Here is a 25,650-nt window from a genome sequence, read left to right on the forward strand (position 1 = left end):
GGCAACAACCGGCATCCTGGTGCAGCGCTCAAGACGGCAGAGTCAGCACGAGCGATCTCAGGACAAACACAATGATCATCAGTACGAAGAAGGACAGGTCGAGTGCCACGCCCCCGAGTCGCAACGGCGGGATGAAGCGCCGAAGAAGCTTGAGCGGCGGGTCCGTGACAGTGTAGGTGGCTTCCAGGACCATGACCATGGCCCGCTGCGGACGCCAGGACCGTGCGAACTGGAAGACCCAGTCCATCACGAGCCGGAAGAGCAGGATCAGCAGGAAGACGGTGAGTGCCCAGAAGAGCACGTCCCTCACGATCCCCATCCCGTTCTTCCCTCTCCCTGACCGACGATCCGTCAGTCACTCACTGTTGTTGGACCCACACGTGAAGTCGTGGCCGGGTCAGCTCTGGTTGAAGAACCCACCCTCGGCGATCCGAGCCTTGTCCTCCGCCGTTACGTCGACGTTAGCAGGAGACAGCAGGAACACCTTCTGCGTCACTCGCTCGATACTGCCGTGCAGACCGAAGACGAGTCCAGCGGCGAAGTCTACGAGTCGCTTCGCGTCGGTGTCGTCCATCTCGGTCAGATTCATGATCACCGGGGTGCCGCCACGGAACTGTTCCCCGATGGTACGGGCCTCGTTGTAGGTCCGGGGGTGCAGCGTGGTGATGCGGTACGGCTCACGTTCGTTCACGACCTTGGGCATGATCACCGGGGCGCTCTTCTCCAGGTTGTGGCGGCGGTCGGGTGTGATGGACGACACTGGGGCCATCCGCGGGGGCTCCGGCCGGATCGGCACGGCGGCCGGGACGGGCTGGGGAGCGATGTGCGCGACCGGGGCCGGCGCGGCGGCGGGCCGCTGGAGGTCCTCCGTGCGTCCGGTCCGCATCGGCTCGGGGTCCGTGTCGTAGTCGTCGTCGGGGTCGTACCCCTGGCCGTCGTACGTCTCGTCCTCCACGAGGCCGAGGTAGACCGCCATCTTGCGCATTGCGCCGGCCATGCTCCTTGTCTCCTCCGCGTCATGGTGGATCGGCTCCGTCACCTGGCGGCCTTCGCCCGCGGAGAAAGCGATCCACGGTCCGTCAAATCATGGACAGTTATAGGCTTCTGTCCCGTTTTGTCCTGCAGTGTGATCTACTACCTGGTGACGTTACCGGAGCGGTGACCGCACTCCGAGCACCGCCGTACCGACGCGTACATGTGTCGCTCCGGCTGATACGGCCTGCTCAAGGTCACCGCTCATTCCCGCGGAGACCATGGTGGCAGCAGGATGGGCCGCCCGTACGGCGGTTGCGATTTCCGCCAGCCGATCGAAGGCACGCGCCGGATCCCCGGCCAGCGGCCCCGCCAGCGGAGCGACGGTCATCACACCGGCCAGCTGCAGTCCGGGCGTGTCGGCGATCCTGTCCGCCAGCGCCAGCACGTCGTCCGGGGCGACTCCGGCACGGCCCTCGCCCTCACCGGCCTCCTTGTCGAGCGCGACCTGCACCAGGCAGCCGAGCGGCCCGCGCTCCAGCTTGAGCACCGCCGCCGAGAGCGAGTCGACCAGCCGGGCCCGGTCCACCGAGTGCACCAGGTCCGTGTACGAGACCACCGAGCGCACCTTGTTGGTCTGCAGCTGGCCGACGAAGTGCCAGGTCAGCGGCAGCTTGGCGCAGAGCTCGGCCTTCGGGGCGGCGTCCTGGTCGCGGTTCTCGGCGACGTCGGTGACGCCGAGCGCGGCGAGCAGCGCGGTGTCCTCGGCCGGGTAGGTCTTGGTCACCACGACCAGGGTCACGTCCTCGCGCGGGCGCCCGGCGGCCGCGCAGGCGTCGGCGATCCGACGCTCCACCACCTCGAGGTTGGTGCCGAGCTGCTCGTAGCGCGCGAGCTGCGCCTCCGTCAGGCCGGCCGCGAAGGCGGGGCGGTCCGGGAACGCCGCGTAGATGTCGTTCGTCATGAGTGTCAGCGGTCCAAAAGTCGGTGGTGACAGCAGTGTGCTCACCCCGCCCCCTGGCGGAGGGGCGAAGTGAGCACGTGATTCGTCCTGCGCCTACTTCAAGAAGTCGGGGACGTCGAGCTCCTCGGCCGGGCTCTCGACGAAGGGCTGCCGCGCGGGCTGCACCTGCGGCGGCACCGGCGGGGCGGTGGTGACCGGCGCCTCGGCGGCGCGCGACTCCTCCGGACGCGCCGTCACCGAGCCGATGCTCCCGTAGGAGGGGCGGGTGGCCGGGCGCTCCGGGGCGGCCGGGGTGGTGGCGGCCGGGGTCGACTTGACCACGGGGTCGCGCACGATGGCCGGGGGCTGGCCGCCGTCGAAGCCGGCGGCGATGACGGTGACGCGCACCTCGTCGCCCAGGGCGTCGTCGATGACGGCACCGAAGATGATGTTGGCCTCGGGGTGGGCGGCCTCGCTGACCAGCTGGGCGGACTCGTTGATCTCGAACAGGCCGAGGTCGGAGCCGCCGGAGATGGAGAGCAGCACGCCGCGGGCGCCGTCGATCGAGGCCTCGAGGAGCGGCGAGGAGATCGCCATCACGGCGGCGGCCTTGGCGCGGTCCTCACCGCGGGCCGAGCCGATGCCCATCAGGGCCGAGCCGGCGTCCGACATGACCGACTTGACGTCGGCGAAGTCGAGGTTGATCAGACCGGGGGTGGTGATCAGGTCGGTGATGCCCTGGACACCGGAGAGCAGCACCTGGTCCGCGGAGCGGAAGGCGTCGAGCACCGAGACCTGGCGGTCCGAGATCGAGAGCAGCCGGTCGTTCGGGATGACGATGAGGGTGTCGACCTCCTCACGCAGCCCGGCGATGCCGTCCTCGGCCTGGTTGGCGCGGCGGCGGCCCTCGAAGGTGAAGGGGCGGGTGACCACGCCGATGGTGAGCGCGCCGAGCGAGCGGGCGATGTTGGCCACGACCGGCGCGCCGCCGGTGCCGGTGCCGCCGCCCTCACCGGCGGTGACGAAGACCATGTCGGCCCCCTTGAGGACCTCCTCGATCTCCTCGCGGTGGTCCTCGGCGGCCTTGCGGCCGACCTCGGGGTTCGCCCCGGCGCCGAGGCCCCGGGTGAGTTCACGGCCCACGTCGAGCTTGACGTCGGCGTCGCTCATCAGGAGGGCCTGCGCATCGGTGTTGATCGCGATGAACTCGACGCCCTTGAGACCGACCTCGATCATCCGGTTGATGGCGTTGACACCACCGCCGCCGATACCGACGACCTTGATGACTGCGAGGTAGTTCTGCGGTGCTGCCACGTCGAAGGCCTCTCGCCTCGAATTTCCGGGTCGGCCCCACGGGAACGGAGAACCGACGGATGTCGATGGGTGGGAGCGCGGATTCGTGACCGTATGTCCGAAATTCCGACCACCGACCCGAACCCTAAACTTGAGCTTTAGAGTTACCTATGTGTCTGTGCCAGTTGACACTAGGTCGGACGAGGCCGGGTGTTCAACGAACACGCCGAGCGTCCCTTTTTTCTTTTGAGCCTATGTGATCATCGACCACCCGGTGAAACCGGGGTGACCACCAAGGGTCGAGCCGCGGCCAAGACTGCGTCAACCCCACCCTCAGCCCTAGAACTTACCCGATCAAGAGGACACCGCAGGCGCCTCCGGCGCACTCACGTCATAGTTCGTGGCCTTCTGACCGAGCAGCGCCGTCAGCACCTTGGCCTTTCGCCCGGTGCGGTCCGCACTCCCCCAGCGCACCACCACACCGTCGCTGAGCTGCAGTTCGATGTCGTCGTACGAGTACACCCGAACCGCTCCGGCCCGCTTGGCGACCGCCTCCGGGAGGCCCGCGGCCACCGTCACGGCGGCCCGGACCAGCTCCGGACGGGAGATCACCCCAAGGGATTCGTTCGCCTGCTGACTGAGGGCCAGCTCCACCACCGGCACTCCGGCGGGGGCGGTCGGCCCGGTGGCGAAGCTCACCCCGTCGGCGTCGACCTGGGTGAATGTGCCGTCCTCGGACTTGACGGCGGCCACCGGCTTGCGCTCCACCAGCTTGACCCGCAGGGTGTGCGGCCAGCCGCGCCAGATCTCGGCCTTGGCCACCCGGGGGACGGCCGCCACCCGGCGCTCGGCCGCACCCAGGTCGACCCGGGCCAGCGGGCCGTGGGTGGCGTCCCCGAGCGCGGCGGCGACCTGGTCGTTCGTCAGCTGACCACTCTCCAGGCCCTGGACGGCGACCGAGCGCACGTCCAGGACCGAGGAGAAGAAGACCAGCCAGCCGAGCCCGCCGGCGAGCAGCGCGCCGAGCACGCTCAGCACCACCACCCCGCGCCGGGAGAGCCGGAGCCGGGGCAGGGCCGGCTCCTCCTCGTCCCAGTCGTCGGCGGGCCCGGTCTCAGCCACGGCGTCGGCCACCACGGGCAGCGGCGACGGCCTCGTAGACCATCCGCACCAGCAGGTCGTCCGCGTCCCGGCGGCCGAACGCGGCGGCGGCGTTGCTCATCTCCCACAGCTTCTGCGGGTTGGTGAGCACCGGCAGCACGTTCGAGAGCACCCAGTCCGGGGTCAGCTCGGCGTCGTCCACCAGCAGACCGCCGCCCGCCTTGACCATCGGCTGGGCGTTCAGCCGCTGCTCGCCGTTGCCGATCGGCAGCGGCACGAAGGCGGCGGGCAGGCCGACGGCGGCCAGCTCGGCCACCGTCATCGCGCCGGCCCGGCAGAGCATCAGGTCGGCGGCGGCGTAGGCGAGGTCCATCCGGTCCACGTACGGCACCGCGCGGTACGGCGGCATCCCGGGGATGTCGTCGATCACCGGCAGCTCGTTCTTCGGGCCCACCGCGTGCAGGATCTGCACGCCGTACTGCTGGAGCCGGGGGGCGATCGCCTGGACGGTCTCGTTCAGGCGGCGGGCGCCCTGCGAGCCGCCGGAGACCAGCAGGGTGGGCAGGCGCTGGTCGAGGCCGAAGTAGTGCCGGGCCTCCGGGCGCACCGCGCCCCGGTCCAGGGTGGCGATGGTGCGGCGCAGCGGGATGCCGATGTACCGCGAGTCGCGCAGCTTGGAGTCCGGGGTCGAGACGGCGACGAAGTCGCTGTACCGGGCGCCGATCTTGTTGGCCAGACCCGGGCGGGCGTTGGCCTCGTGCACCACGATCGGCACCCCGGCGCGCTTGGCCGCCAGGTACGCGGGCATCGCGACGTAGCCGCCGAAGCCGACCACCACGTCGGCCTTGACCCGCTCGATGATCTCCTGGGCGGCCCGGACGGTGCCGCGCAGGCGGCCGGGCACGGTGATCAGCTCGGGGGTGGGCTTGCGGGGCAGCGGTACGGCCGGGATCAGCTCCAGCTGGTAGCCGCGCTCGGGCACCAGGCGGGTCTCCAGGCCGCGCTCGGTGCCGAGGGCGGTGATCCCGATGGTCGGGTCGTGCCTGCGGAGGGCGTCCGCGAGGGCGAGGGCCGGTTCGATGTGACCGGCGGTCCCGCCGCCGGCGAGTACGACATGCACCGAAATTCACCGCTCCCTGCGCGCCGGCCGGGGAGCAGGGCGCGCTGTGGTTCGTCGTCGTGGCAGCACCCGGGCCAGGCGTGTCCTGAGCCGGGTGTTCTTGTTCCTTGTGGCCAGGGCCGCCCTGGCTCCCGGCGTGCTGCGTGCGAAGCAGAGCAGCACCCCGATGGCGCACAGGGCCGACAGCATGGCGGACCCGCCGTAGGAGAACAGCGGGAGCGGGACACCCGCGATGGGGAAGAGTCCCAGTGCCGACCCCAGGTTGATCATGGCCTGCGCCATGATCCACGTGGTGGCGGCTCCCGCGGCGTACCTGACGAAGGGGTCCTTCGTGCTGATGGCCACACGGATACCCGCGTAGCCTAGTGCCGCGAAGAGACCGAGAACTGACAGCGTCCCCACCAGGCCGAGTTCCTCGCCGGTGGCGGCGAAGATGAAGTCGGTGTGCGCCTCCGGCAACTGACCCCACTTCTCCACCCCGGCGCCGAGGCCCGAGCCGAAGAGGCCGCCCGCCGCGAGGGCGTACAGGCCGTGCAGGGCCTGGAAGCAGTTCAGGTTCGGGTCGGGCTTGGTGACGCCGATGCAGGCGAGGCGGTCGAGCCGGTGCGGCACGGTGATGATCAGCGCGGTGCAGGCCACCACGGCGATGCCGAGCGTCGCGCCGAACAGCCGCAGCGGGGCTCCGACCATCCAGAGCAGGCCGAACAGCATCGCGATCAGGATCATCGTGGTGCCCATGTCGCCACCGATCATGATCAGCATCATGAGCAGCAGGGTGCCGGGCACCAGGGGCACCAGCAGGTGCTTCCACTGGTCGAGCAGCCCGGTCTTCTGCTTGCGCGCGAGCAGGTCGGCGCCCCAGAGCACCAGCGCCAGTTTGGCGAACTCGGAGGGCTGGATCTGGAAGAAGCCCAGGTTGATCCAGTTCCGGTTGCCGTTGACCTGCTGGCCGATGCCCGGGATGGCGACCAGCACCAGGGCCCCGATCACCACGCAGAGGGCGGGATACACCAGGGCGCGGAGCAGCTTGAGCGGCATTCTCGCCAGGACGAGGAGCATGGCGCCGCCCAGCAGCACGGCCACCAGCTGCTTGCGGAAGAAGAAGGTGATCGGCAGGTGACGCTGCATCACCAGGATCTGCGAGGAGCTGAACACCATCACCAGCCCGAGGACCACGAGCAGCATGCTCGCGCCCAGGATCAGGTAGTACGGCGCCAGCGGCCGCGCCAGCAGGTACCCGATCCGGCCGCGGAACGCAGCCAGCCGCCCGAGCGGCCCGGCCGACTTGAAGACAGTGGTCGTCGCCGAGATCACGCGCAGTTTCGACGGTGGCCCGGCCACGCTGACTCCTCGTTGCTGAATTGGGGCAGCACCCCAGGGGCGCGGGGAACTGCGCGAGTCGGAAGAGGCGGGCAGTCGGTCGGGCTCCGTGAGCAAGTTGCACGTGCTGCCGACTGACCCGCGCAGTTCCTCGCGCCCCTAGAGGTGCCCTACCGCCTCTGCGAAGAGGTCGCCCCGTTCGCCGTAGTTGGTGAACATGTCCATCGAGGCGCAGGCCGGGGCGAGCAGGACGGTGTCACCCGTTCGGGCGAGTCCGGCGGCCGTGCGGACGATCTCGGCCATGGCCGCCGCCCCAGTCTGGCCGGTGGCGGCCTCGACCACCGGGACATCCGGCGCGTGTCGCGCCAGCGCCTGGCGGATCAGCTCCCGGTCGGCCCCGATCAGCACAACGGCCCGCAGCCGCGAGGCCGCTCCCGCCACCAGCTCGTCGAAGGTCGCGCCCTTGGCCAGGCCGCCCGCGATCCACACCACGGGCTCGTAGGCCGCCAGCGAGGCGGCCGCCGCGTGGGTGTTGGTCGCCTTGGAGTCGTCGATGTACGTGACGCCGTCCACCACGGCGACCTGCGCGATGCGGTGGGCGTCCGGCCGGAACGCCCGCAGGCCGTCGCGGACGGCCTTGGTGTCCACCCCGTACGCACGGGCCAGCGCGGCGGCGGCCAGGGCGTTGGTGATGTTGTGCGGGGCGGGCGGCTGGACGTCCTCGACGGCGCCGATCTCGGCGGCGTTCTTCTGCCGGTCGGGGGCGAACGCCCGGTCGACCAGCAGGCCCTCGACCACACCGAAGTTGGAGGGTGCGGGCGAGCCGAGGCCGAAGCCGATGGCCCGGCAGCCTTCCTCGACGTCGGCCTCCATGACCAGCGCCTCGGTGGCCGGGTCGGCCAGGTTGTAGACGCAGGCGACCTGGTTGCCCTGGTAGATCCGGCCCTTGTCGGCGGCGTACGCCTCCATCGAGCCGTGCCAGTCGAGGTGGTCGGGCGCCAGGTTGAGCACCACGGCCGAGTGCGGCCGCAGCGAGGGGGCCCAGTGCAGCTGGTAGCTGGAGAGCTCGACGGCGAGCACGTCGTACGGCTCCTCGGCGAGGACCGCGTCCAGGACGGAGACGCCGACGTTGCCGACGGCGGCCGTCCGCTTGCCCGCCGCGGTGAGGATCGAGGCGAGCATCTGCACGGTGGTGGTCTTGCCGTTGGTGCCGGTGACGGCCAGCCAGGGGGCCGGCTCGCCGGTCTCCGGCAGCGGCTTGCGCAGCTGCCAGGCCAGCTCGACGTCGCCCCAGATCGGCACCCCGGCCGCCTCGGCCGCCAGGAACAGCGGGCTGTTCGGCGGCCAGCCGGGCGAGGTGACGATCAGCTCGGTGCCCTTCGGCAGCGTCTCGCCGTCGCCCAGCTGGGCGGAGACACCCAGCTCGGCGACCCGCTCGCGCAGCGCGGGGCTGTCGCCGCCGTCCACCACGGTGACCTCGGCGCCGAGGTCGCGCAGCACCCGGGCCGCGCTCACCCCGGACAGGCCGAGGCCCGCCACGACCACCCGGAGACCGGCGAAGTCCGTCACTGCGTCACCCACCCCGCGTAGAAGAGGCCGAGGCCGACGGCCACGCAGAGGCCCTGGATGATCCAGAACCGGACCACGATCAGCACCTCGCTCCAGCCCTTGAGCTCGAAGTGGTGCTGCAGCGGGGCCATCTTGAAGACGCGCTTGCCGGTCATCCGGAACGAGCCGACCTGGATGATCACCGAGAGGGTGATGATCACGAAGAGGCCGCCGAGCAGGGCGAGCAGCATCTCGGTCCGCGAGCAGATCGCGAGCCCGGCCAGCGCGCCGCCGAGGGCCAGCGAACCGGTGTCGCCCATGAAGACCTTGGCGGGCGAGGTGTTCCACCACAGGAAGCCGAAGCAGGAGCCCATCAGTGCCGCCGCCACGACCGCCAGGTCCAGCGGGTCACGGACTTCGTAGCAGTCGGCGGTTGCCTTGGCCATGTAGGCGCAGCTCTGGCCGTACTGCCAGACGCCGATGAAGACGTAGGCACCGAAGACCATCACCGAGGCACCGGTCGCCAGACCGTCCAGACCGTCGGTGAGGTTCACGCCGTTCGACATCGCGGCGATCATGAAGTACGCCCAGATGACGAACAGCACCGGCCCGACCGACCAGCTGAAGTCCCGGACGAACGACAGGTTCGTGGACGCCGGGGTGATGCCCCGGGCGTCGTGGAACTGCAGCGACAGGACGGCGAACGCGATACCCACGAAGGACTGGCCGAACAGCTTCGCCTTGGCCCGCAGGCCCAGCGAGCGCTGCTTGACCACCTTGATGTAGTCGTCCAGGAAGCCGACCAGGCCCAGACCCACCGTCAGGAACAGCACCAGCAGCCCGGAGGCGGTCGGCGACTGGCCGGAGACGGCCTTGGTGACGAAATAGGCGACCAGAGTGGCCAGGATGAAGGCGATGCCACCCATGGTGGGGGTACCGCGCTTGCTGGCATGGGCCCGGGGGCCGTCGTCGCGGATGAACTGGCCGTAGCCGTTCTTGGCCAGGAGCTTGATCAGCGCGGGCGTGCCGAGGAGCGAGAGCACCAGGCCGATCATGCCCGCGATGAGGATCTGCTTCATCATTGGGCGGCTCCATCAGCCAGTAGCGCCTCGGCGACCCGCTCCAGACCCACCGAACGGGACGCCTTCACCAGCACCACGTCCCCAGGCCGCAGCTGACCGCGCAGCAGCTCGACCGCCGCGTCCGCGTCGGACACCAGCACCGACTCCTCACCCCACGAACCTTCGTTCCTCGCGCCCAGTTCCATGCAGGCCGCGTCCCGGCCGCCGACCGCCACCAGCTTGGTGACGTCCAGACGGACGGCGAGGCGCCCGATGGCGTCGTGCTCGTCGAGGCTGTCCTCGCCGAGCTCCCGCATCTCACCGAGCACCGCCCAGGTGCGGCGGCGCTCCGGGCCACGGCCGCCGATCGACACCAGCGCCCGCAGCGCCGCCCGCATGGACTCCGGGTTGGCGTTGTAGGCGTCGTTGACGACGGTGACACCGTCGGCCCGGTCGACGACCTCCATGCGCCAGCGGGACAGCGCACCCGCCTCGCCCAGGGCGGCGGCGGTGTCGTCGACGGACATGCCGAGCGCCGCCGCCACCGCTGCGGCGGCGAGGGCGTTCGAGACGTGGTGCTCACCGTACAGGCGCAGCTGTACCGGTGCGGAACCGGCTGGGGTGACGAGTGTGAACGATGGCCGGCCGGTGGAGTCCAGGCGAACGCCGGTGGCCCGGATCTCGGCCTCCGGGCTCTCGCCGAACAGCAGCACGCGGGCCTTGGTGCGCTCGGCCATCGCCCGCACCAGCGGATCGTCGGCGTTGAGCACGGCGGTTCCCTCGCTGGTGAGGGCCTCGACCAGCTCGCCCTTGGCCTCGGCGATGGCGGCCTTGGAGCCGAACTCGCCGACGTGCGCGGTGCCGACGTTGAGCACCAGGCCGACGGTGGGCGGCGCGACGGTGGTCAGGTAGGCGATGTCGCCCTTGTGCCGGGCGCCCATCTCGAGCACCAGGTGCCGGGTGGTGTCGGAGACCTTCATCGCCGTCAGCGGGGCGCCGATCTCGTTGTTGAGCGAGCCCTCGGTGAAGACGGTCTCGCCCTGCTTGGCCAGCACCTGGGCGATCAGGTCCTTGGCGCTGGTCTTGCCGACCGAGCCGGTCAGGCCCACCACCGAGACCTGCGGGGCCCGGTCGACGACGGCGCGGCCGAGCTTGGCGAGCGCGGCGAGCACGTCCTCGACCAGCACGGCGGGCACCCCCACCGGGCGGGTGGCCAGCACGGCGACGGCGCCGAGCTCCACCGCGCGGGCGGCGAAGTCATGCCCGTCCACCCGCTCGCCGACCACGCAGGCGAACAGGCCGCCGGGGCCCATCAGCCGCGAGTCGCGGTCGACCGGGCCGGTGACGAGAGCGGCCGGGTCGGCGCTGTCCAGGGTGCCGCCGACGGCCTCGGCGATCTCGGCGAGAGTGAGTGCGATCACTGGTGCTTGGCTCCTCGGACGGCGTGCGCGATGGCCTCGCGCAGCACCTCTCGGTCGTCGAACGGGCGGTTCTCCCCCTTGACGTACTGCCCCACCTCGTGGCCCTTGCCCGCGACCAGGATGGTGTCCCCCGCGTGCGCGCGGGCCACGGCCCGCGCGATGGCCTCGGCGCGGTCGGGCAGCACGAGCACCTCGCCGCGCTCGGCCTCGGGCACCTCGACGGCGCCGCCGAGCATGGTGGCGAGGATCGCCAGGGCGTCCTCGGAGCGCGGGTTGTCGCTGGTCAGCACGGCGGTGTCGGCCAGGCGGGCGGCGATGCCGCCCATCGGGGCGCGCTTGAAGGGGTCGCGGTCCCCGCCGCAGCCGACCACCACGTGCAGCTGGCCCTTGGTCACCTCGCGCAGCGACTCCAGGACGGCCTTGAGGGCGTCCGGCTTGTGGGCGTAGTCGACCACGGCGACGTACGGCTGCCCGGCGTCCACCCGCTCCAGCCGGCCGGGCACGCCCGGGACGGCGGCCACCCCGGCCACGGCCTCGGCGAGCGGCAGCCCGGCGGTCACCAGCGCGGCGATCGCGCCGAGCGCGTTGGAGACGTTGAACTCACCCGGCAGCGGCACCGAGGCGTCGGCCTGGGCACCGCCGGGCCCGAGCACCCGGAAGGTCGAGCCGATCGGGCCGAGCTGCACGTCCACGGCCCGCCAGTCGGCGGCCTCCGCGCCCTTGGCCGAGAAGGTGGCCACCGGGATCGGGGCCTCGGCGGCCAGCCGGCGGCCGTACGCGTCGTCGAAGTTGGCCACCCCGCGCCGGGCCTTGTCCGGCTGGAACAGCCGGGCCTTGGCGCGGAAGTAGTCCTCCATGTCGGGGTGGAAGTCCAGGTGCTCGGGGGTGAGGTTGTTGAACAGCGCGACGTCGTAGACGACCCCGTCCACCCGGCCGTAGACCAGCGCGTGGCTGGAGACCTCCATGACCAGCGCGTCGGCGCCGCGCTCGCCCATCACGGCCAGCACGGCGTGCAGGTCGGTGGACTCCGGCGTGGTGTGCTGGCTCTTGATCCGCTCCTCGCCGACCCGCATCTCCACGGTGCCGATCACGCCGGGCAGCCTGCCCGCACCGCGCAGGCCGCCCTCGACCAGGTACGAGGTGGTGGTCTTGCCGTTGGTGCCGGTCAGACCGATGGTCAGCAGCCGCTCGGCCGGGTGCCGGTAGAGCTCGGCGGCCAGCTCGCCCATCACGGCGCGCGGGCTCTCCACCAGGAGCACCGGCAAGCCGCTGCCGGCCGCCAGCTCGGCCCCGGCCGCGTCGGTCAGCAGTGCCACCGCCCCGGCCTCGGCGGCCTGGCCGGCGAAGCTCGCCCCGTGCGCGTTGGCGCCGCCGAAGGCGACGTAGACGTCGCCCGGGCGCACCGCGCGGGAGTCGTGGGTGATGCCGGTGACCGGGCCGCCCTCGACGGGGGGCAGGCCGAGCAGGCGGGCCACCTCGGCGAGCGGCGTGGCCACCCGGGCGCTCGGGCGCGGGGGGCTTGCGGAGATTTGATCGGGTTTCGGCACGGCGGGCAGGCTATCGGCCGAAGGGGCCCCAGGGCCAAACCGGGACGGGTCGAGCGCGTTCATATCATCACCTTGAGCGGAGCCGTCCCTTGTCAGGGCTTCCAGTCGACGGGCAGGTTGGGCGCCTCGCTGCCGCTGGGCGCGACCTGCAGGGTCTTCAGCGTGAACTCCATCACCTGCTTGAACACCGGCCCGCAGAGCTGACCGCCGAAGTGGCCGTTCACCGGGTCCTGGATCACGCAGGAGACGGTGACCCGGGGTGCCTCGGCCGGCGCGAAGCCGATGAAGGAGGCGGTGTAGCCGGAGTACTTGCCGGTCTTGGGGTCCACCCGGTTGGCCGTTCCGGTCTTCCCGGCGACCCGGTAGCCCGGGATCTGGGCCTTGTTGCCGGTGCCCTGCTCGTCGGTGACGACGGACTCCAGCATCTCAGTCAGCGTCTTGGCCGTCTCCGGCTTCACCACCCTGGTCTCAGCCCCGGGCGGGGCGGGCACGTACCGCCCGTCCGGCCCGGTGGTGCCGGCCAGCAGGCTCGGCGCCACCCGCACCCCGCCGTTGGCGATGGTGGAGAAGACCGAGGTCGCCTGCAGGGCGTTCACGCTCAGGCCCTGGCCGAACGGGATGGTGAACTGCTGCGAGCCCTTCCAGTCCTCCGGCTTGGCCAGGATGCCCTTGGTCTCCCCGGGGAAGCCGATCCCGGTCGGCTGCCCGATCCCGAACCGGTGCAGGTAGTCGCCGAGCACCTGGTTGGCCTCCGGCTGGGTCTTGCCCAGGTGTTCGGCCGCCTCGATGGTGCCGATGTTGGAGGACTTGGCCAGCACCCCGGCCAGCGTCAGGTACCAGGTCTCGTGGTCCACGTCGTCGTGGAAGACCCGGTCCGAGCGCTGCAGGGTGTTGGGCACCGTGACATGGGCGTCCCAGTTGGCCGTGCCGGTGTCGAGCACGGCCGCCATGGTCATCAGCTTGGCGGTCGAGCCGGGCTCGTACGCGTCCTGCACCGCCGGGTTGCCCAGCTGGGAGTTGCTGGCGTGCGCCAGGTCGTTGGGGTTGAAGCCCGGGGAGGTGGCCATCGCCAGGACCTGACCGGTCTTCACGTCCTGGACGATCACGTACCCCTTCTCCGCCCCGGCGTTGGCCACCTGGTCGGTGATCGCCCGCTGGGCGGCCCACTGGATGTCCTGGTCGATGGTCAGCCGCAGGTCGCTGCCGGGCACCGCGGGCAGGCTGCCGCTGCCGGTGGCCACCGCCCGGCCCCCCACCGAGGCCCCGGTGGCCCGGCCCGCCCGGCCGGCCAGCTCCTTCTCGTACTGCAGCTCCAGACCGCCGGTGCCGATGCCGTCCGCGTTGGTGAAGCCCACCAGGTTGGCCGCCAGACCGTCCGCCGGGTAGGTCCGCCGCTTGGTCTCGGTCGGGCTCACCCCCGCCAGCGGGTTGACGCAGGCGGCGTCCAGGTACTGCCGGCCGCCCTGGTCGGCGGGCTTGCCGAGCAGCGCCTTCTGGGCCCGGCAGGCCTTGGTGTCAGCCTGCTTGGCCAGCTCGGTGCGCAGGTCGGCGATCTGCTTCTTGGTCTCCGGGCTCTGCCGGGGCGCGAGCATCACCCAGCGGGTCTTGGGAGTGTGCAGGGCCGCCGCGAGCTGCTCCTTGGTCCGGCCGAGGATCGGCGCGAGCAGCGCGGCGGCCTGCTCCGGCCCGTCGGGGACGTGCAGCTTGTCGGGGGCGTACAGGGTCGGGTCACCGACGACGTCGTACGCGTCCACGGTGGCGGCCAGCACCACCCCGTCGGCGGACGTTATCGATCCGCGCTCGGCCGGGACCGGCAGGTCCACGTACTGGTTCGCCACCGCCCCGGCCGCCAACTGGTCCGAGTCCAGCAGCTGCAACTGCACCAGCCGCCCGGCGAACACCGTCAGCACCAACCCGAGCGTGAACGTCACCAACCGCAACCGCCGCTTCGAATCCGCCAACCGGATCGCCTTCGGCGGCTGCGGCGCCGGCCGCCGCGGCGCGGCCGGCCGCGGCCGGGGGGCGGCACCACGCGGGTGCGGCGGACGGGGACGGGGACGGGGACGGGAAGGCTGACGCGGAGTACTCATCGGGCCGCACCCCCGAGCTGGGGCGGCGACCCCTCAGAGGCGCGGGGAACTGCGCGAATCCGGAAGGTACGGACGGCCGCCCGGCCCGCAGGAGCAAGTTGCACGTGCTTCACCGCGCCGTCCCCCCAGCCGTAACCGGCGGAGCCGTGGCGATCTGCACCCCGGCGCCGTCACCGGGCACCGCGCTCGGCGACGGGGCAACCGTCGGCTGCCCCCAGAGCTGGTTGTTGGTACGGGGCACGGGCGGCCCGTCACTCGCCTGGCCGGGCTTGCCGAGGACCTTGCCGTCGTCGGTCAGGAAGGCCGGGTCGCCGCCGGGCACCATGCCGAGCTCGCGGGCGCGGCGCTCGAGTGCGTCGGGCGCCGCGCCCTGGTCGATCTGCTTCTGCAGGGTCTGCTGCTGGTCCGTCAGCTCGGTGGTCTGCTTCTGCAGCCTGGAGAGCTCGAAGGTGCCCTCGTTGAGCGCGGTGTTGAGCGCCAGCAGCCCGAGCAGCCCGCCCGAGAGCAGCGCCACCACCAGGACCACGAACGGCACCCGCCCCCGCGCGGGCCGCACCGCGATCCGGACGTTCAGCCGGGGCCTGCCCCCCTGCCCGGGGACCGCCCTGTCCCGGGTCTTCCCGCCGACCACCGGCACCGCTCTTCTCCCTCGCCGTTCCCGCCCCCGTCACCCCGATCAGGCCCGGGGGGTGTTCCTGATCCTCTCCGCCACGCGCAGCCGCACGGACGCGGCGCGCCGGTTCTCCTCGATCTCCTCCTCGGTGGGCAGCTCGGCCCCCCGGGTGAGCAGCTTCAGCCAGGGCTGGTGCTCCTCCGGCACGATCGGCAGCCCGGGCGGCGCGGTGCTGGTCGCGGCGGCGGCGAAGTGCTGCTTCACCAGCCGGTCCTCCAGCGACTGGAAGGACATCACCGCGATCCGGCCGCCGAGGGCGAGCACGTCGAGCGCCGCCGGGATCGCCCGGTCAAGCACCTCCAGCTCGCCGTTGACCTCGATCCGCAGCGCCTGGAAGGTCCGCTTGGCCGGGTTGCCCCCGGTGCGCCGGGTGGCGGCCGGAATGGCGTTCCTCACCAACTCCACCAGACGCGCGCTGGTGGTGAACGGTTCCTTCTCCCGCTCGCGGACGATCACCGAGGCGATCTTCCCGGCGAACCGCTCCTCGCCGAAGAACTTGAGGATGTGCGCCAGCTGCCCGTGGCTGTAGGTGTTCAGCACGTCGGCGGCGGTCTGCCCCCGGGTCTGGTCCATCCGCATGTCCAGCGGCGCGTCCTGCGCGTAGGCGAAGCCGCGCTCGGCCTCGTCCAGCTGCATCGAGGAGACCCCGAGGTCGAAGAGGATGCCCTGCACCTGGTCGATCCCGAGCCGCTCGAGTACCTGCGGCAGCTCGTCGTAGACGGCGTGCACCAGCGTCGCGCGGTCGCCGAAGCGCTCCAGCCGCTGCCCGGCCAGCCGCAGGGCCGACGGGTCCCGGTCGGTGGCGACCAGCCGGACTTCGGGGAACTGGGTGAGCAGTGCCTCGCTGTGGCCGCCGAGGCCGAGCGTGCAGTCCACCACCACCGCGCCGGGCGCGGAGATCGCGGGGGCCAGCGCGTCCACACAGCGCTGCAGCATCACCGAGACGTGCTTGCCTGCCGGGTCTTCGGTGTTCATGCGCGGTGGCGCCCTTCTTCGGTGATCAGCGGAGGTGACCGCCCCATTTTGGCCCACCGCGAGCGGTTCCCCGCACGCCGCCCGTGGTCCCCGCCCGCTCGCCTGGGGAAGGAGTGACCGCCAGGCACCGGGGAAGGTGCGCCGGGTGGCCACGGAGCGGGTGGAGGCCACGGGCTGCGTACGCGCCGGGCGCCCCTCGGCGCGCGGTTGACGGCGCGCGGCGGGTGTGCTCCACTGCGCGGCAACTCTATCGCGGCAGGGGTCCGAGTCAATCGTCCGCGACGGCGCACCACCCGGGCGGAGGTATCCGTCCTCGCAGGTCGCAGCCCTGCCGCGGCCGCCGGACGGCACTCTGCGCAGGGCCGCGTGCCGCTCCCCGCACGCCGGGACAGATCCGGACAAGTCCGCCGAATTCCCGCGTGCGCCCCCTGCGCCCCGCTATGTGCTCCGTCACACCGGCGAAGCAGCTGCTCCCCGCCGTCACCGCTACGGCCTCGATCCCATTAGCGTCAGCGGTATGACTGAGCCCACCACCGAGCACGCCACCATCATCGACCGCTTCGTCGCGTCGAACCGTGCCTACGCCGTGCACTTCGAGGACGGTGGCATGGACGCCCGACCCGTCCAGAAGGTCACCGTGGTGGCCTGCATGGACGCCCGCCTCGACCTGTTCGCCGCGCTCGGGCTGGAGCTCGGCGACGCCCACGTCATCCGCAACGCCGGCGGAGTGGTCACCGATGACACCATCCGCTCGCTCACCATCAGCCAGCGCGCCCTGGGCACCCGCTCGATCGCCCTCATCCACCACACCGGCTGCGGCCTCCTCGGCCTCACCGAGGACTTCCGCCGCGAACTCGAACTCGAGGTCGGCCAGCGCCCCCAGTGGGCCGTCGAAGCCTTCGTCGACCTCGACGGCGACGTCCGCCAGTCCATGCAGCGAGTCCGGACCTCACCCTTCCTGCTCCACACCGACGACGTCCGCGGCTTCGTCTTCGACGTCCACACCGGGCTGCTCCGCGAAATCCACTGACGTTCGGTAGAAGCCAGGGGCGCGGGGAACTGCGCGAAGTCGGAAGAAGCCGACCTGCCGACTTCCGCAGAGATCCAGTTGCACTGTCCCGGGGCGCGGGGAACTGCGCTGCCGACCATGCACGGCCTGCGGCCCACCGCTTCGCGCGGTTCCCCGCGCCCCTGAATGGTGCAAGTCATTCGTGTGGGTGACTTTCGGCCGCCCGTCGGTGGAGAATGCGCGGGATGGACCGGCCCGTAATGGGGGAGCCGGGGGACACAGGGCTGGGAGCACAAGCGTGACGACGTTCAACGGACAGACCACCGCAGCAGGCGGCGGCGGGGGCCGCCCCGCCGGGCTGCACGAGCTGAGCGCAGTGGTCGAGCGCGTCCGGGCCTCCGTGGAGAGCGTCATCGAGGGCAAGCCGGAGGCCGTCCGGATCGCCCTCACGGTCCTGCTCGCCGAGGGCCACCTGCTCCTGGAGGATGTCCCCGGGGTCGGCAAGACCATGCTCGCGAAGGCACTCGCGAAGTCCCTGGACTGCACGGTGCGCCGCATCCAGTTCACCCCCGACCTGCTGCCCTCCGACGTCACCGGCACCAGCGTCTTCGACCAGAACCGCCGCGACTTCGAGTTCCGCCCGGGCGCGATCTTCGCCCAGATCGTGGTCGGCGACGAGATCAACCGCGCCTCGCCGAAGACCCAGTCCGCCCTCCTGGAGTCGATGGAGGAGCGCCAGGTCACCGTCGACGGCACCAGCTACGAGCTGCCCTCGCCGTTCATGGTCGTCGCCACTCAGAACCCGGTGGAGATGGAGGGCACCTACGCCCTCCCCGAGGCCCAGCGCGACCGCTTCATGGCCCGGATCTCGATCGGCTACCCGAGCGCCGAGGCCGAGTTCCAGATGCTCGACCTGCACGGCGGCGCCAACCCGCTGGACGACCTGCAGCCGGTCGCCCACGCGCACGACATCCTCAAGCTGATCGAGGTCGTCCGCACCGTCCACGTGGCCGACCCGGTCCGCCGCTACGCCGTCGAACTGGTCGCGGCCACCCGCACCTCGCACGAGCTGCGCCTGGGCGCCTCCCCCCGCGCCACCCTGCACCTGGTCCGGGCCGCCCGCGCGGCCGCCGCCCTGGACGGCCGCGACTACGTGCTGCCCGACGACATCCAGGCCCTGGCCGTGCCGGTGCTGGCCCACCGCCTGATCCCCACCGCCGAGACCCAGCTGAGCCGCCGCTCCGCCGAGCAGATCGTCCAGGACCTGGTCGCCCGGCTGCCCATCCCCCGCCCGCAGGGCCGGGCCTGACGGTGGACCGGACCGAGAAGCCCGGCCGCACCGGCCAGGTCTCCGGGCTGCGCCAGGGCCTGCGCGGCCTGACCACCCGGGGCCGCTCCTTCCTCGCCGCCGGGATCACCGCCGTGCTCTGCGCGTACGTCTTCGGACAGGACGCCCTGCTCCAGGTCGGCATGCTGCTCGCCGCCCTGCCGCTGATCTCCGCCGCGCTGCTACTGCGCACCCGCTACCGGGTCGCCTCCGGCCGCCGCCTCACCCCGCACCGGGCCGCCGCCGGCCAGGAGGCCCGGGTGCACCTGCGGCTGGACAACGTCTCCCGCGTCCCCACCGGCCTGCTGCTGCTCGAGGACAAGGTGCCGTACGTGCTCGGGCCGCGCCCGCGCTTCGTGCTGGACCGGGTCGAGCCGCGCGGCTTCCGCGAGGTCTCCTACCGGGTCCGCTCGGACCTGCGCGGGCGCTACCCGCTGGGGCCGCTCCAGCTGCGGGTGGCCGATCCGTTCGGCATGTGCGAGCTCACCCGGGCCTTCAGCGCCGCCGACGTGCTCACCGTGGTGCCGCAGGTGCAGAGCCTGCCGCCGGTGCGGCTGCCCGGCGAGTCCGCCGGCCACGGCGAGAGCCACAACCGCACGCTGGCCCTGGCCGGCGACGATGACGTCATCCCCCGCGAGTACCGGCACGGCGACGACCTGCGCCGGGTGCACTGGAAGTCCACCGCCCGCTACGGCGAGCTGATGGTGCGCCGCGAGGAACAGCCCCTGCGGGCCCGCGCCACCGTGCTGCTCGACACCCGCGAGATCGCCCACCGGGGCAGCGGACCGGCCTCCTCGCTGGAGTGGGCCGTCAGCTGCGCCGCCTCGGTCGGCGTCCACCTGCTGGAGCGCGGCTACCAGACCCGCCTGCTCACCGACACCGGCCAGGCCGTGCCCGGCCCGGAGGCCGGCGGCCAGGGCACCGTCGCCGAGTCCGCCGGCCTGCTGCTCGACGCGCTGGCCGTGATCGGGTACTCCGACGGCGGCGGCCTGCACCGCGCCGAATCGGTCCTGCGCCTGGGCGGCGAGGGCCTGCTGGTCGCGGTGCTCGGCGCCCTGGACGACGAGCAGCTCGACCGCCTCGCCCGGCTGCGCCGCCAGGTCGGCACCGCCGTGGCCATCCTGCTCGACACCCCGACCTGGGCCGGGCTGCGCGCCCTGCTGCCCGACACGCCCGACCCGGCCCAGCGCCGCGAGGAGCAGCGGCTGCGCGAGGCCGGCTGGACGGTCCTGCCCGCCCGGGCCGGCGACTCGCTGCCCGCCCTGTGGCGGCTGGCCGACCGCGCCACCCCGGCCGCCCCCTACCGAACGGAGGCCGGCTCATGACCACCCGCGCCAAGCTGACCCTCTTCGCGGCCCTGGCCACCGCACTGGCCACCTTCTGCCTCACCCCGCTGCTCCACCCCGCCGGGTGGATCGGCCAGGGCTTCTTCCTGATCATCGTCGCGGCCGGGGCCGGGGCCGGCCTGCGCCGGCTGGCCCTGCCCCGCGCGCTGACCGTCCTCGCCCAGCTGCTCGTGGTGGTCTACGCCCTCCTGGTGACCAGCCTCGGCTCCTCGCTCGCGTACGGGGTGCTGCCGGGCACCCGGACGGCCCAGGCCGTGAGCCAGCTGCTGACCGACGCCGGCAACGACATCAACGAGTACGCCATCCCGGCGCCCTCCACCCACGGCCTGCAGTTCGTGCTGGCCGGCTCGGTGGCGCTGATCGCCGTCGCGGTGGACGCGCTCGCCGTCACCTTCCGCCGGGCGGCGGTGGCCGGGCTCCCGCTGCTCGCGCTGTACTCGGTCGGCACCGGGCTGACCGGGGGCGGCGGGGCGTGGTTCTGGTTCCTGCTCGCCGCCACCGGCTACCTGCTGCTGCTCTTCGCCGAGGGCCAGGACCGGCTCTCCCGCTGGGGCCGGGTCTTCCACGGCTCGGGTGCCCAGGGCACCCCGGGGCCGCTCTCGCACAGCGGGCACCGGATCGGCCTGCTGGCCCTGGTCTGCGCGCTCGTGCTGCCGGTCTTCGTACCGAACGGCGGGCTCGGCCTGATCGACGGCGGCGGCTTCGGCGGCTCGGGCGGCAAGGGCAACGGGGGCGTGACCTCGCTCGACCCGGTGGTCAACCTGACCAGGAACCTCAACCACCCGTCCGACACCCCGCTCTTCAACTTCACGACCACCGGCGACGCCTCGCAGCAGTACATGCGGATCGCCACGCTCGACACCTTCGACGGCGCCAACTGGACCGCTTCCAAGCAGCCGGCCCAGGCCCTGCCCTCCGTCCTGCCCCCGGTCGAGGGTCTGGCCGACTCGGTGCCCCGCTCGTCGGTCCAGACCCAGGTCGCGGTGACCGACAAGCTCGACACCCAGTGGCTCCCGCTGCCGTACCCCGCCGAGCGGGTCATGGTGCGCGGCAACTGGCGGTTCGAGCCGAGCAGCCGCGAGGTGGTCGCGGACAAGGGCCAGAAGATCGCCGGTATCAGCTACCAGGTCGTCAGCACGGACCTCCAGCCCACCCCTGAGCAGCTCCGCAAGGCCGGGCCCCCGCCGCCGGACGTGATCACGCGCTACGGCGGCCTGCCCTCCGCCTTCCCCCCGCAGATCACGTCGGCCGCCACCCGGCAGACCGCCGGCAAGCTGACCGCCTACGACAAGGCGGTGGCACTGCAGGACTGGTTCACCAGCTCGGAGTTCCACTACCAGCTGCAGGTCGACCCCTCGACGGACAGCAACGCGATGGTGCGCTTCCTGACCGACAGGACCGGCTTCTGCGTGCACTTCGCCGGGACGATGGCCGCGATGGCCCGCTACCTGGGCATCCCCTCCCGGGTCGCGATCGGCTTCGCCCCCGGCAAGCCGGTCAGTGACACCCAGTACCTGGAGCGCAGCGAGGACTACCACGCCTGGCCGGAGCTGTACTTCGCCGGTACGGGCTGGCTGCGCTTCGAGCCCACCCCGAGCCGCGGCTCACCTCCCCCGTACACCCGCGAGCAGGCGGCCCCCGCGCCGTCGGCCTCCTCCGCCGCGCCCAGCGGCTCCGCCTCGGCCATGGCCAGCGGCGGGCCGAGCGCCAGCAGCAGCTGCGTGGTGCGGGCGCACCAGCTCGACGACTGCGGCAACGACAAGCCGGCCGTGATCGTCACCCCGCACCACACCCCGTGGTTCCTCACCTGGCAGGCGCTGACCACCTTTGCGGTGACCCTGCTGCTGGTGGGGGCGCTGCTGGCGCCGATGCTGTGGCGGCTGCGGCTGCGAAGGCGCCGCCTGGGCGCCGGACGGCACCTGCCGGGGGCGCCCGAGCTGAGCGACGAACAGGTGCTGGCCGCCTGGGAGGAGCTGATCGACAGCGCCTGGGACCTCGGCATCCCGCCGGACGACGCGGCCACCCCTCGCCGTACCGTCCAGCGGCTCGCCGAGGCGGGGCGCCTGGACGCCACGGCCCAGGCCGCGGCGGGCCGGGTGGCGCTGGCCACCGAGCGGGTGCTCTACGCCCGCGACCTGGGCCCGCAGTCGCCGCTCGGCGCGGACGTCCGCCTCACCACCGAGGCGCTGCGGGGCGCGGCCGGCCGCCGCACCCGGGCCCGGGCCACCCTGCTGCCCGCCTCCACCGCCCGGCTGCGCCGGCGCTGGGCCGACCGGCTGGCGGCCCGCCGCGACCGGCTCGCCGAGGCCTCCGCCCGCGCGACGGCCCGGGCGACCGCGCCGCTGCGGCGGCTGCTGGAGAGCCTGGGACGCCTGGGGCACCTGGGGCGCCGCAAGCAGGACTGAGCGGACACGGAAGAGGGCGGACAGTCGACCGACTGTCCGCCCTCTCTTGGTAGGTCTCCGTTGTACTGCTGCCCGAAAGGGCCCGCAGCCACCGACTCAGATGCCGTCGTGTTCGTCCCGACGGCGTTGCCAGCGCTGCTCCATCCGGTCCATCACACCGGCCTTTCGTCGCGGTGGCGACGCCGGCTTGGCGCCTGCCCCCTGCCCGACCGGGCCACGCCTCCAGCCGGTGACGGCGAGGACCGCGCAGCCCAGCATCACCAGGAACCCGACGACGCTCACCCAGATCAGCTGAGCGACCATGCCCCCCATCAGGAGAGCAACGCCCACCACGAACCCGGCGGCGGCCTGGTAGACCCTCCGACGGGTGTAGGTGCGCAGCCCGGTTCCCTCAAGCGCTGACGCGAACTTGGGATCTTCGGCGTACAGCGCTCGCTCCATCTGCTCGAGCAGTCGCTGCTCGTGCTCCGAGAGCGGCACGGAGTCCTCCTACTCGTCGGTCGCGGGGCAACCAGTCCACCCCTGGCCCGGCCTTGTGTGGTCCATATGCCCCATGCGTCTGGCTGTCATGCTTTCCGGCTTTACCCAGATCATACGGTCCTCCGCCCAGGTTCGGGGTGGTCGAACCCGCGTGGCCCGGGCCACGTCCGCGCGGTGTCCCGCACGCTGCCCAACGCCCAGCGGAGCGGACAAGTGCCCGAGCACCGGGCACCGGCTCAGACCAGGGCGGCCAGCAGGTGCAGCTGGGTCGCCACCGCGTGGAAGGCGGGCTGCTCGGCGGCGGCCTGCTCCAGCCGGAGCAGCGCCTCGGCCGCGCCCGGCTCGGTGTCCACCAGCACACCGGGGACGAGGTCGGCGAAGACCCGGACACCGTGCACCGACTCCACCCGCAGCCCGGCCGCCTCCGCCAGCGCGCCGAGCTCCTCGCCGGTGAACCGGCGCGGCATCGGGTCGGCCGTGCCCCAGCGGCCGTCGGCCGACTCGAGCAGCGCCTGGGCCTCGGTGAAGTGGCCCGCCAGCGCACGGGCCAGCACGGCACCGGTGCGGTTGGCGGCCAGCAGGCTGATCAGGCCGCCCTTGCGGAGCGTCCCGGCCAGGTTGCCCAGCGCCTCGGCCGGGTCGTCCACCACCTCGAGCACGCCGTGGCAGAGCACCGCGTCGACCGAGCCGGCCGTGATCACCTCGGGCAGGGTCTGGGTGTCCCCCTGCACGGCCCGGACCAGCTCGGTGACGCCGGCCTCGGCGGCCCGCCGCTCTAGCGCGAACAGCGCGTCCGGGCTCGGGTCGACCACCGTCACCCGGTGGCCCAGCCGGGCGACGGGCACCGCGAAGTTGCCCGTGCCGCCGCCGGTGTCCAGCACGTCGAGCACCGGCTGGCCAAGCTCGGCGGCCCGCCGGCTCAGCGCCTCGGACACCACCTCCCACACCACGGCGGTGCGGAGCGCACTCTGGGGACGCGTCGGGTACAAGGCAGGCTCCTCGGCACAAGGGGTGATCACACCGGAACGACCCCAACCTTAGACCGGCCACCGGCCTGCGCCCGCACCCTCAGGGCCTGCCGTCCAGGCGCAGCAGGCGCTGCACGATCCGCAGGTACAGCGCGGTGTTGCGCACCAGGTCGTCCGCGTCGCGGGCGCTGGCCGCCCCGGAGATCCCCGCCTCCGCGGCCGCCCGCCGCCGGGCCCCCGCCGCGAAGTACACCGCCCACTCCGCCAGCTCCGGCGCGACCTCCGGCAGCACGTCCCACGCACTGCGGATCGCCTTCCGGCGCCGCGGATTCGTCTCCGGCCGCCCCCGCACGGCCAGCACCGCCGCCGTGGTCCGGAGCGCCGCCAGGTGCGCCGTCGCGTACCGCTGCAGCGGATCCTCCATCGCCCGCGCCCGCTCCAACGTCCCGAACGCGTGCCGCAGCAGATCCAGCGCCGCCGGCGGGGCCGAGGCCCGCAGCAGTACCGGGTGCACGTCCGCCCCGCGCCCGTGCGGCAGCAGCGACGGCTGCACCGGCTCGGGCAACGGTGGCTGGTGCCCGCCACCCCCCTGCGGAGGGACGGGTGAAGCGGTCTCGGGCTGGCTGACGGTCATCTGCTCCCCCGGTCCGTGTACGGGCGGCACGGGCCGGCCTGGCCCGCGTAACCCCATCGTGACTCTCGCCACTGACAAGCCGACGGGTCCACCGACGTCACCGGCGCCCCGGACGCGCTCGACATGGCCGGAATCGCCACGGAATGTCACGGGCAGCCAAGGCGCCCAGCAGGGCACCCAACGGGCATTTCACCGCTTCCACCAGCGGAGGCGGCCTGGTTGCCGGACGATCTGCAAAACGATCAAGCCAGTCTACCGACCGGTACCGTGCGCGCCGCGTGACCGAAGTTGATCACTGGTAGCTACCGCCCCCCGCCCATCGGCCCTATTTGGCATGCTTCGACCAATCCGTCCGACCTTCACCGCCCCTCCATGGAAGCTTCGTCAGTGCCCCACTCAACAGCGGACGGCCGGTCCGGCGCGGCCACCCCCGCAGGGCGTCCGCACAGCCCGTGACGCCCGTTGCGCAAGGTGACCGGATCGCCGGTGCGGTGGCTGGAATTCATCCTGGCCAACCCCCTCACGGCTCTGCCACTGTTTCGCCGCGCCGCCGAGCCACCACCGTGGGCCCGGCCGCGATCGGACGCTCTCCCCGCACCGGAAGTAGACAATGAACCTCAGGAACCTCGTGGTCGCCGCCGCACTCGGCGCCACCGTGCTCACCGCCGTCCCCGCGCTGGTCGCCCCGACCCTGGCAGTCGCCGGCGACTGCGGCGGAGACGCGATGTCCGACTGCGACCACTTCAGCGACCCGGTCGTCGGCAGCGACGACCCGGACCCGAGCCCCGAAGACCCGGGCGACCAGAACCCCGTCGAGGACACCATCGACGACAGCGCCGGGAACGTGGGCGACCCGGTCCCGGGTCTCCCGCAGGTCGTCATCACGGCCCCGAAGCAGCCCTACGTCTTCGTCGCCGACCCGGGGATCCCCGCCACGGAGGAGCCCACGGGCGAGCGCGGGGGCTGCTGCGGGGACGCCGTGACGGATTGGGTCAGCTCGAGGTCCGCCACCGTCGTCAAGGTGGGCGCGAAGACGACCGTGCGGCAGCCGTGCCACAGGAACAACAGCAATCTGCCCGCCGAGATGACCGCGAACTCCACCTACAAGGTGAGCTACGGGTACAGCGACAACCTCTCGGCCTCGGCGAAGGGCGCGCTCCAGGCCCAGGTCAACCACAATCTCAACTCCGAGGAAGACGTGCAGTTCGGGGTCAAGGTCGTGATACCCCCGAACCAGGGCATTGCGCTGGAGGTGGAGTACCAGCTCTTCACTTACCAGGTCAAGACGACGGACTTCGGCATGACCGAGACGTCGTACGCGAACGTGTCCCAGCCGACCGGCGGCTGGACGCTCGTCTCCTGCTGATGTCCGACCGTTCCAGCGTGGCGGCGGTGCGACGGGTCCTCCCCGTCGCAC

22 protein-coding genes are annotated in these 25,650 nt (G+C 72.3%); 5 read left to right on the forward strand and 17 right to left on the reverse strand.

The features are described from left to right. Positions 1 to 28: 28 nt before the first annotated feature. The 14 genes from ABT095_RS22345 to rsmH form a co-directional block, all read right to left on the reverse strand. Positions 29 to 319 (reverse strand): YggT family protein, encoded by a 291-nt coding sequence (locus ABT095_RS22345; protein WP_350531228.1) that lies wholly within the window; start codon positions 317 to 319, stop codon positions 29 to 31. 78 nt (positions 320 to 397) lie between these two features. Further along, the gene (locus ABT095_RS22350; RefSeq protein ID WP_350531229.1) at positions 398 to 997 is read right to left on the reverse strand and encodes a cell division protein SepF; all 600 of its coding nucleotides are present in this window, start codon (positions 995 to 997) and stop codon (positions 398 to 400) included. A gap of 150 nt (positions 998 to 1,147) precedes the next feature. Then, complete coding sequence (locus ABT095_RS22355; protein WP_350531230.1) at positions 1,148 to 1,936, reverse strand: YggS family pyridoxal phosphate-dependent enzyme; 789 nt, start codon at positions 1,934 to 1,936, stop codon at positions 1,148 to 1,150. 93 nt (positions 1,937 to 2,029) lie between these two features. Continuing rightward, positions 2,030 to 3,229 (reverse strand): cell division protein FtsZ, encoded by a 1,200-nt coding sequence (gene ftsZ, locus ABT095_RS22360; RefSeq protein ID WP_350531231.1) that lies wholly within the window; start codon positions 3,227 to 3,229, stop codon positions 2,030 to 2,032. A 333-nt stretch (positions 3,230 to 3,562) separates the two neighbouring features. Continuing rightward, entirely contained in the window at positions 3,563 to 4,330 is a 768-nt protein-coding gene (locus ABT095_RS22365; protein WP_350531232.1) for a cell division protein FtsQ/DivIB, read from the reverse strand. Next, on the reverse strand, positions 4,323 to 5,429 hold the full coding sequence (gene murG, locus ABT095_RS22370) for an undecaprenyldiphospho-muramoylpentapeptide beta-N-acetylglucosaminyltransferase (RefSeq protein ID WP_350531233.1): 1,107 nt from the start codon (positions 5,427 to 5,429) through the stop codon (positions 4,323 to 4,325). Before murG ends, ABT095_RS22365 begins: the two co-directional genes overlap by 8 nt. A gap of 6 nt (positions 5,430 to 5,435) precedes the next feature. Further along, positions 5,436 to 6,845, reverse strand: a complete 1,410-nt coding sequence (gene ftsW, locus ABT095_RS22375; RefSeq protein WP_502884963.1) for a putative lipid II flippase FtsW — start codon at positions 6,843 to 6,845, stop codon at positions 5,436 to 5,438. Between the two features lie 63 nt (positions 6,846 to 6,908). Beyond that, the gene (gene murD, locus ABT095_RS22380) at positions 6,909 to 8,318 is read right to left on the reverse strand and encodes a UDP-N-acetylmuramoyl-L-alanine--D-glutamate ligase (protein ID WP_350531246.1); all 1,410 of its coding nucleotides are present in this window, start codon (positions 8,316 to 8,318) and stop codon (positions 6,909 to 6,911) included. Continuing rightward, positions 8,315 to 9,376: a phospho-N-acetylmuramoyl-pentapeptide-transferase gene (gene mraY, locus ABT095_RS22385; RefSeq protein ID WP_350531247.1), complete on the reverse strand. Its 1,062-nt coding sequence runs from the start codon at positions 9,374 to 9,376 to the stop codon at positions 8,315 to 8,317. The genes murD and mraY overlap by 4 nt, the downstream gene beginning before the upstream one ends. Further along, entirely contained in the window at positions 9,376 to 10,779 is a 1,404-nt protein-coding gene (locus ABT095_RS22390) for a UDP-N-acetylmuramoyl-tripeptide--D-alanyl-D-alanine ligase (RefSeq protein WP_350531234.1), read from the reverse strand. Before ABT095_RS22390 ends, mraY begins: the two co-directional genes overlap by 1 nt. Continuing rightward, on the reverse strand, positions 10,776 to 12,431 hold the full coding sequence (locus tag ABT095_RS22395; RefSeq protein WP_502884964.1) for a UDP-N-acetylmuramoyl-L-alanyl-D-glutamate--2,6-diaminopimelate ligase: 1,656 nt from the start codon (positions 12,429 to 12,431) through the stop codon (positions 10,776 to 10,778). Before ABT095_RS22395 ends, ABT095_RS22390 begins: the two co-directional genes overlap by 4 nt. Next, on the reverse strand, positions 12,419 to 14,416 hold the full coding sequence (locus tag ABT095_RS22400) for a peptidoglycan D,D-transpeptidase FtsI family protein (protein WP_350531236.1): 1,998 nt from the start codon (positions 14,414 to 14,416) through the stop codon (positions 12,419 to 12,421). The genes ABT095_RS22395 and ABT095_RS22400 overlap by 13 nt, the downstream gene beginning before the upstream one ends. Positions 14,417 to 14,525: 109 nt before the next feature. After that, entirely contained in the window at positions 14,526 to 15,053 is a 528-nt protein-coding gene (gene ftsL / locus ABT095_RS22405) for a cell division protein FtsL (protein ID WP_502884962.1), read from the reverse strand. Between the two features lie 39 nt (positions 15,054 to 15,092). Continuing rightward, positions 15,093 to 16,064: a 16S rRNA (cytosine(1402)-N(4))-methyltransferase RsmH gene (gene rsmH / locus ABT095_RS22410; RefSeq protein WP_350531237.1), complete on the reverse strand. Its 972-nt coding sequence runs from the start codon at positions 16,062 to 16,064 to the stop codon at positions 15,093 to 15,095. Between the two features lie 517 nt (positions 16,065 to 16,581). On the opposite strand from rsmH, the gene ABT095_RS22415 reads away from it, so the two are divergent. From ABT095_RS22415 to ABT095_RS22430, 4 genes are all read left to right on the forward strand, one after another. After that, on the forward strand, positions 16,582 to 17,094 hold the full coding sequence (locus tag ABT095_RS22415; RefSeq protein ID WP_350531238.1) for a beta-class carbonic anhydrase: 513 nt from the start codon (positions 16,582 to 16,584) through the stop codon (positions 17,092 to 17,094). A 337-nt stretch (positions 17,095 to 17,431) separates the two neighbouring features. Next, positions 17,432 to 18,382 carry an AAA family ATPase gene (locus ABT095_RS22420; protein WP_350531249.1) on the forward strand — a complete coding sequence of 317 codons (951 nt, stop codon included), beginning with the start codon at positions 17,432 to 17,434 and terminating at the stop codon, positions 18,380 to 18,382. A gap of 2 nt (positions 18,383 to 18,384) precedes the next feature. After that, positions 18,385 to 19,725: a DUF58 domain-containing protein gene (locus ABT095_RS22425; protein ID WP_350531239.1), complete on the forward strand. Its 1,341-nt coding sequence runs from the start codon at positions 18,385 to 18,387 to the stop codon at positions 19,723 to 19,725. Continuing rightward, positions 19,722 to 22,151, forward strand: coding sequence for a transglutaminase TgpA family protein (locus tag ABT095_RS22430; protein WP_350531240.1), 2,430 nt, complete (start codon positions 19,722 to 19,724; stop codon positions 22,149 to 22,151). The genes ABT095_RS22425 and ABT095_RS22430 overlap by 4 nt, the downstream gene beginning before the upstream one ends. A 96-nt stretch (positions 22,152 to 22,247) precedes the next feature. Here the strand turns inward: ABT095_RS22430 and ABT095_RS22435 are convergent, their stop codons facing one another. The 3 genes from ABT095_RS22435 to ABT095_RS22445 all read right to left on the reverse strand — a co-directional run bounded on the left by ABT095_RS22435 (position 22,248) and on the right by ABT095_RS22445 (position 24,164). After that, positions 22,248 to 22,631, reverse strand: a complete 384-nt coding sequence (locus ABT095_RS22435) for an SCO2097 family morphological protein (protein WP_350531241.1) — start codon at positions 22,629 to 22,631, stop codon at positions 22,248 to 22,250. A gap of 236 nt (positions 22,632 to 22,867) precedes the next feature. After that, entirely contained in the window at positions 22,868 to 23,620 is a 753-nt protein-coding gene (locus ABT095_RS22440; RefSeq protein ID WP_350531242.1) for a methyltransferase domain-containing protein, read from the reverse strand. A 79-nt stretch (positions 23,621 to 23,699) separates the two neighbouring features. Then, on the reverse strand, positions 23,700 to 24,164 hold the full coding sequence (locus ABT095_RS22445) for an SAV_6107 family HEPN domain-containing protein (RefSeq protein WP_350531243.1): 465 nt from the start codon (positions 24,162 to 24,164) through the stop codon (positions 23,700 to 23,702). 679 nt (positions 24,165 to 24,843) lie between these two features. Between ABT095_RS22445 and ABT095_RS22450 the strand changes: the two genes are divergently transcribed. Further along, positions 24,844 to 25,599, forward strand: a complete 756-nt coding sequence (locus tag ABT095_RS22450) for a DUF6426 family protein (protein WP_350531244.1) — start codon at positions 24,844 to 24,846, stop codon at positions 25,597 to 25,599. Positions 25,600 to 25,650 lie beyond the last annotated feature (51 nt).

Origin of the sequence: Kitasatospora sp. NPDC002227 (genome assembly GCF_040296285.1) — a bacterium.
In the GTDB taxonomy this organism is placed as follows: domain Bacteria; phylum Actinomycetota; class Actinomycetes; order Streptomycetales; family Streptomycetaceae; genus Kitasatospora.

Bases quoted from the DNA above. Each gene is read 5' to 3' on its own strand.
- ABT095_RS22345 (WP_350531228.1), bottom strand. From the start codon at position 319: ATGGGGATCGTGAGGGACGTGCTCTTCTGGGCACTCACCGTCTTCCTG.
- ABT095_RS22350 (WP_350531229.1), bottom strand. From the start codon at position 997: ATGGCCGGCGCAATGCGCAAGATGGCGGTCTACCTCGGCCTCGTGGAG.
- ABT095_RS22355 (WP_350531230.1), bottom strand. From the start codon at position 1,936: ATGACGAACGACATCTACGCGGCGTTCCCGGACCGCCCCGCCTTCGCG.
- mraY (WP_350531247.1), bottom strand. From the start codon at position 9,376: ATGAAGCAGATCCTCATCGCGGGCATGATCGGCCTGGTGCTCTCGCTC.
- ABT095_RS22400 (WP_350531236.1), bottom strand. From the start codon at position 14,416: ATGAGTACTCCGCGTCAGCCTTCCCGTCCCCGTCCCCGTCCCCGTCCG.
- rsmH (WP_350531237.1), bottom strand. From the start codon at position 16,064: ATGAACACCGAAGACCCGGCAGGCAAGCACGTCTCGGTGATGCTGCAG.
- ABT095_RS22415 (WP_350531238.1), top strand. From the start codon at position 16,582: ATGACTGAGCCCACCACCGAGCACGCCACCATCATCGACCGCTTCGTC.
- ABT095_RS22430 (WP_350531240.1), top strand. From the start codon at position 19,722: ATGACCACCCGCGCCAAGCTGACCCTCTTCGCGGCCCTGGCCACCGCA.
- ABT095_RS22450 (WP_350531244.1), top strand. From the start codon at position 24,844: ATGAACCTCAGGAACCTCGTGGTCGCCGCCGCACTCGGCGCCACCGTG.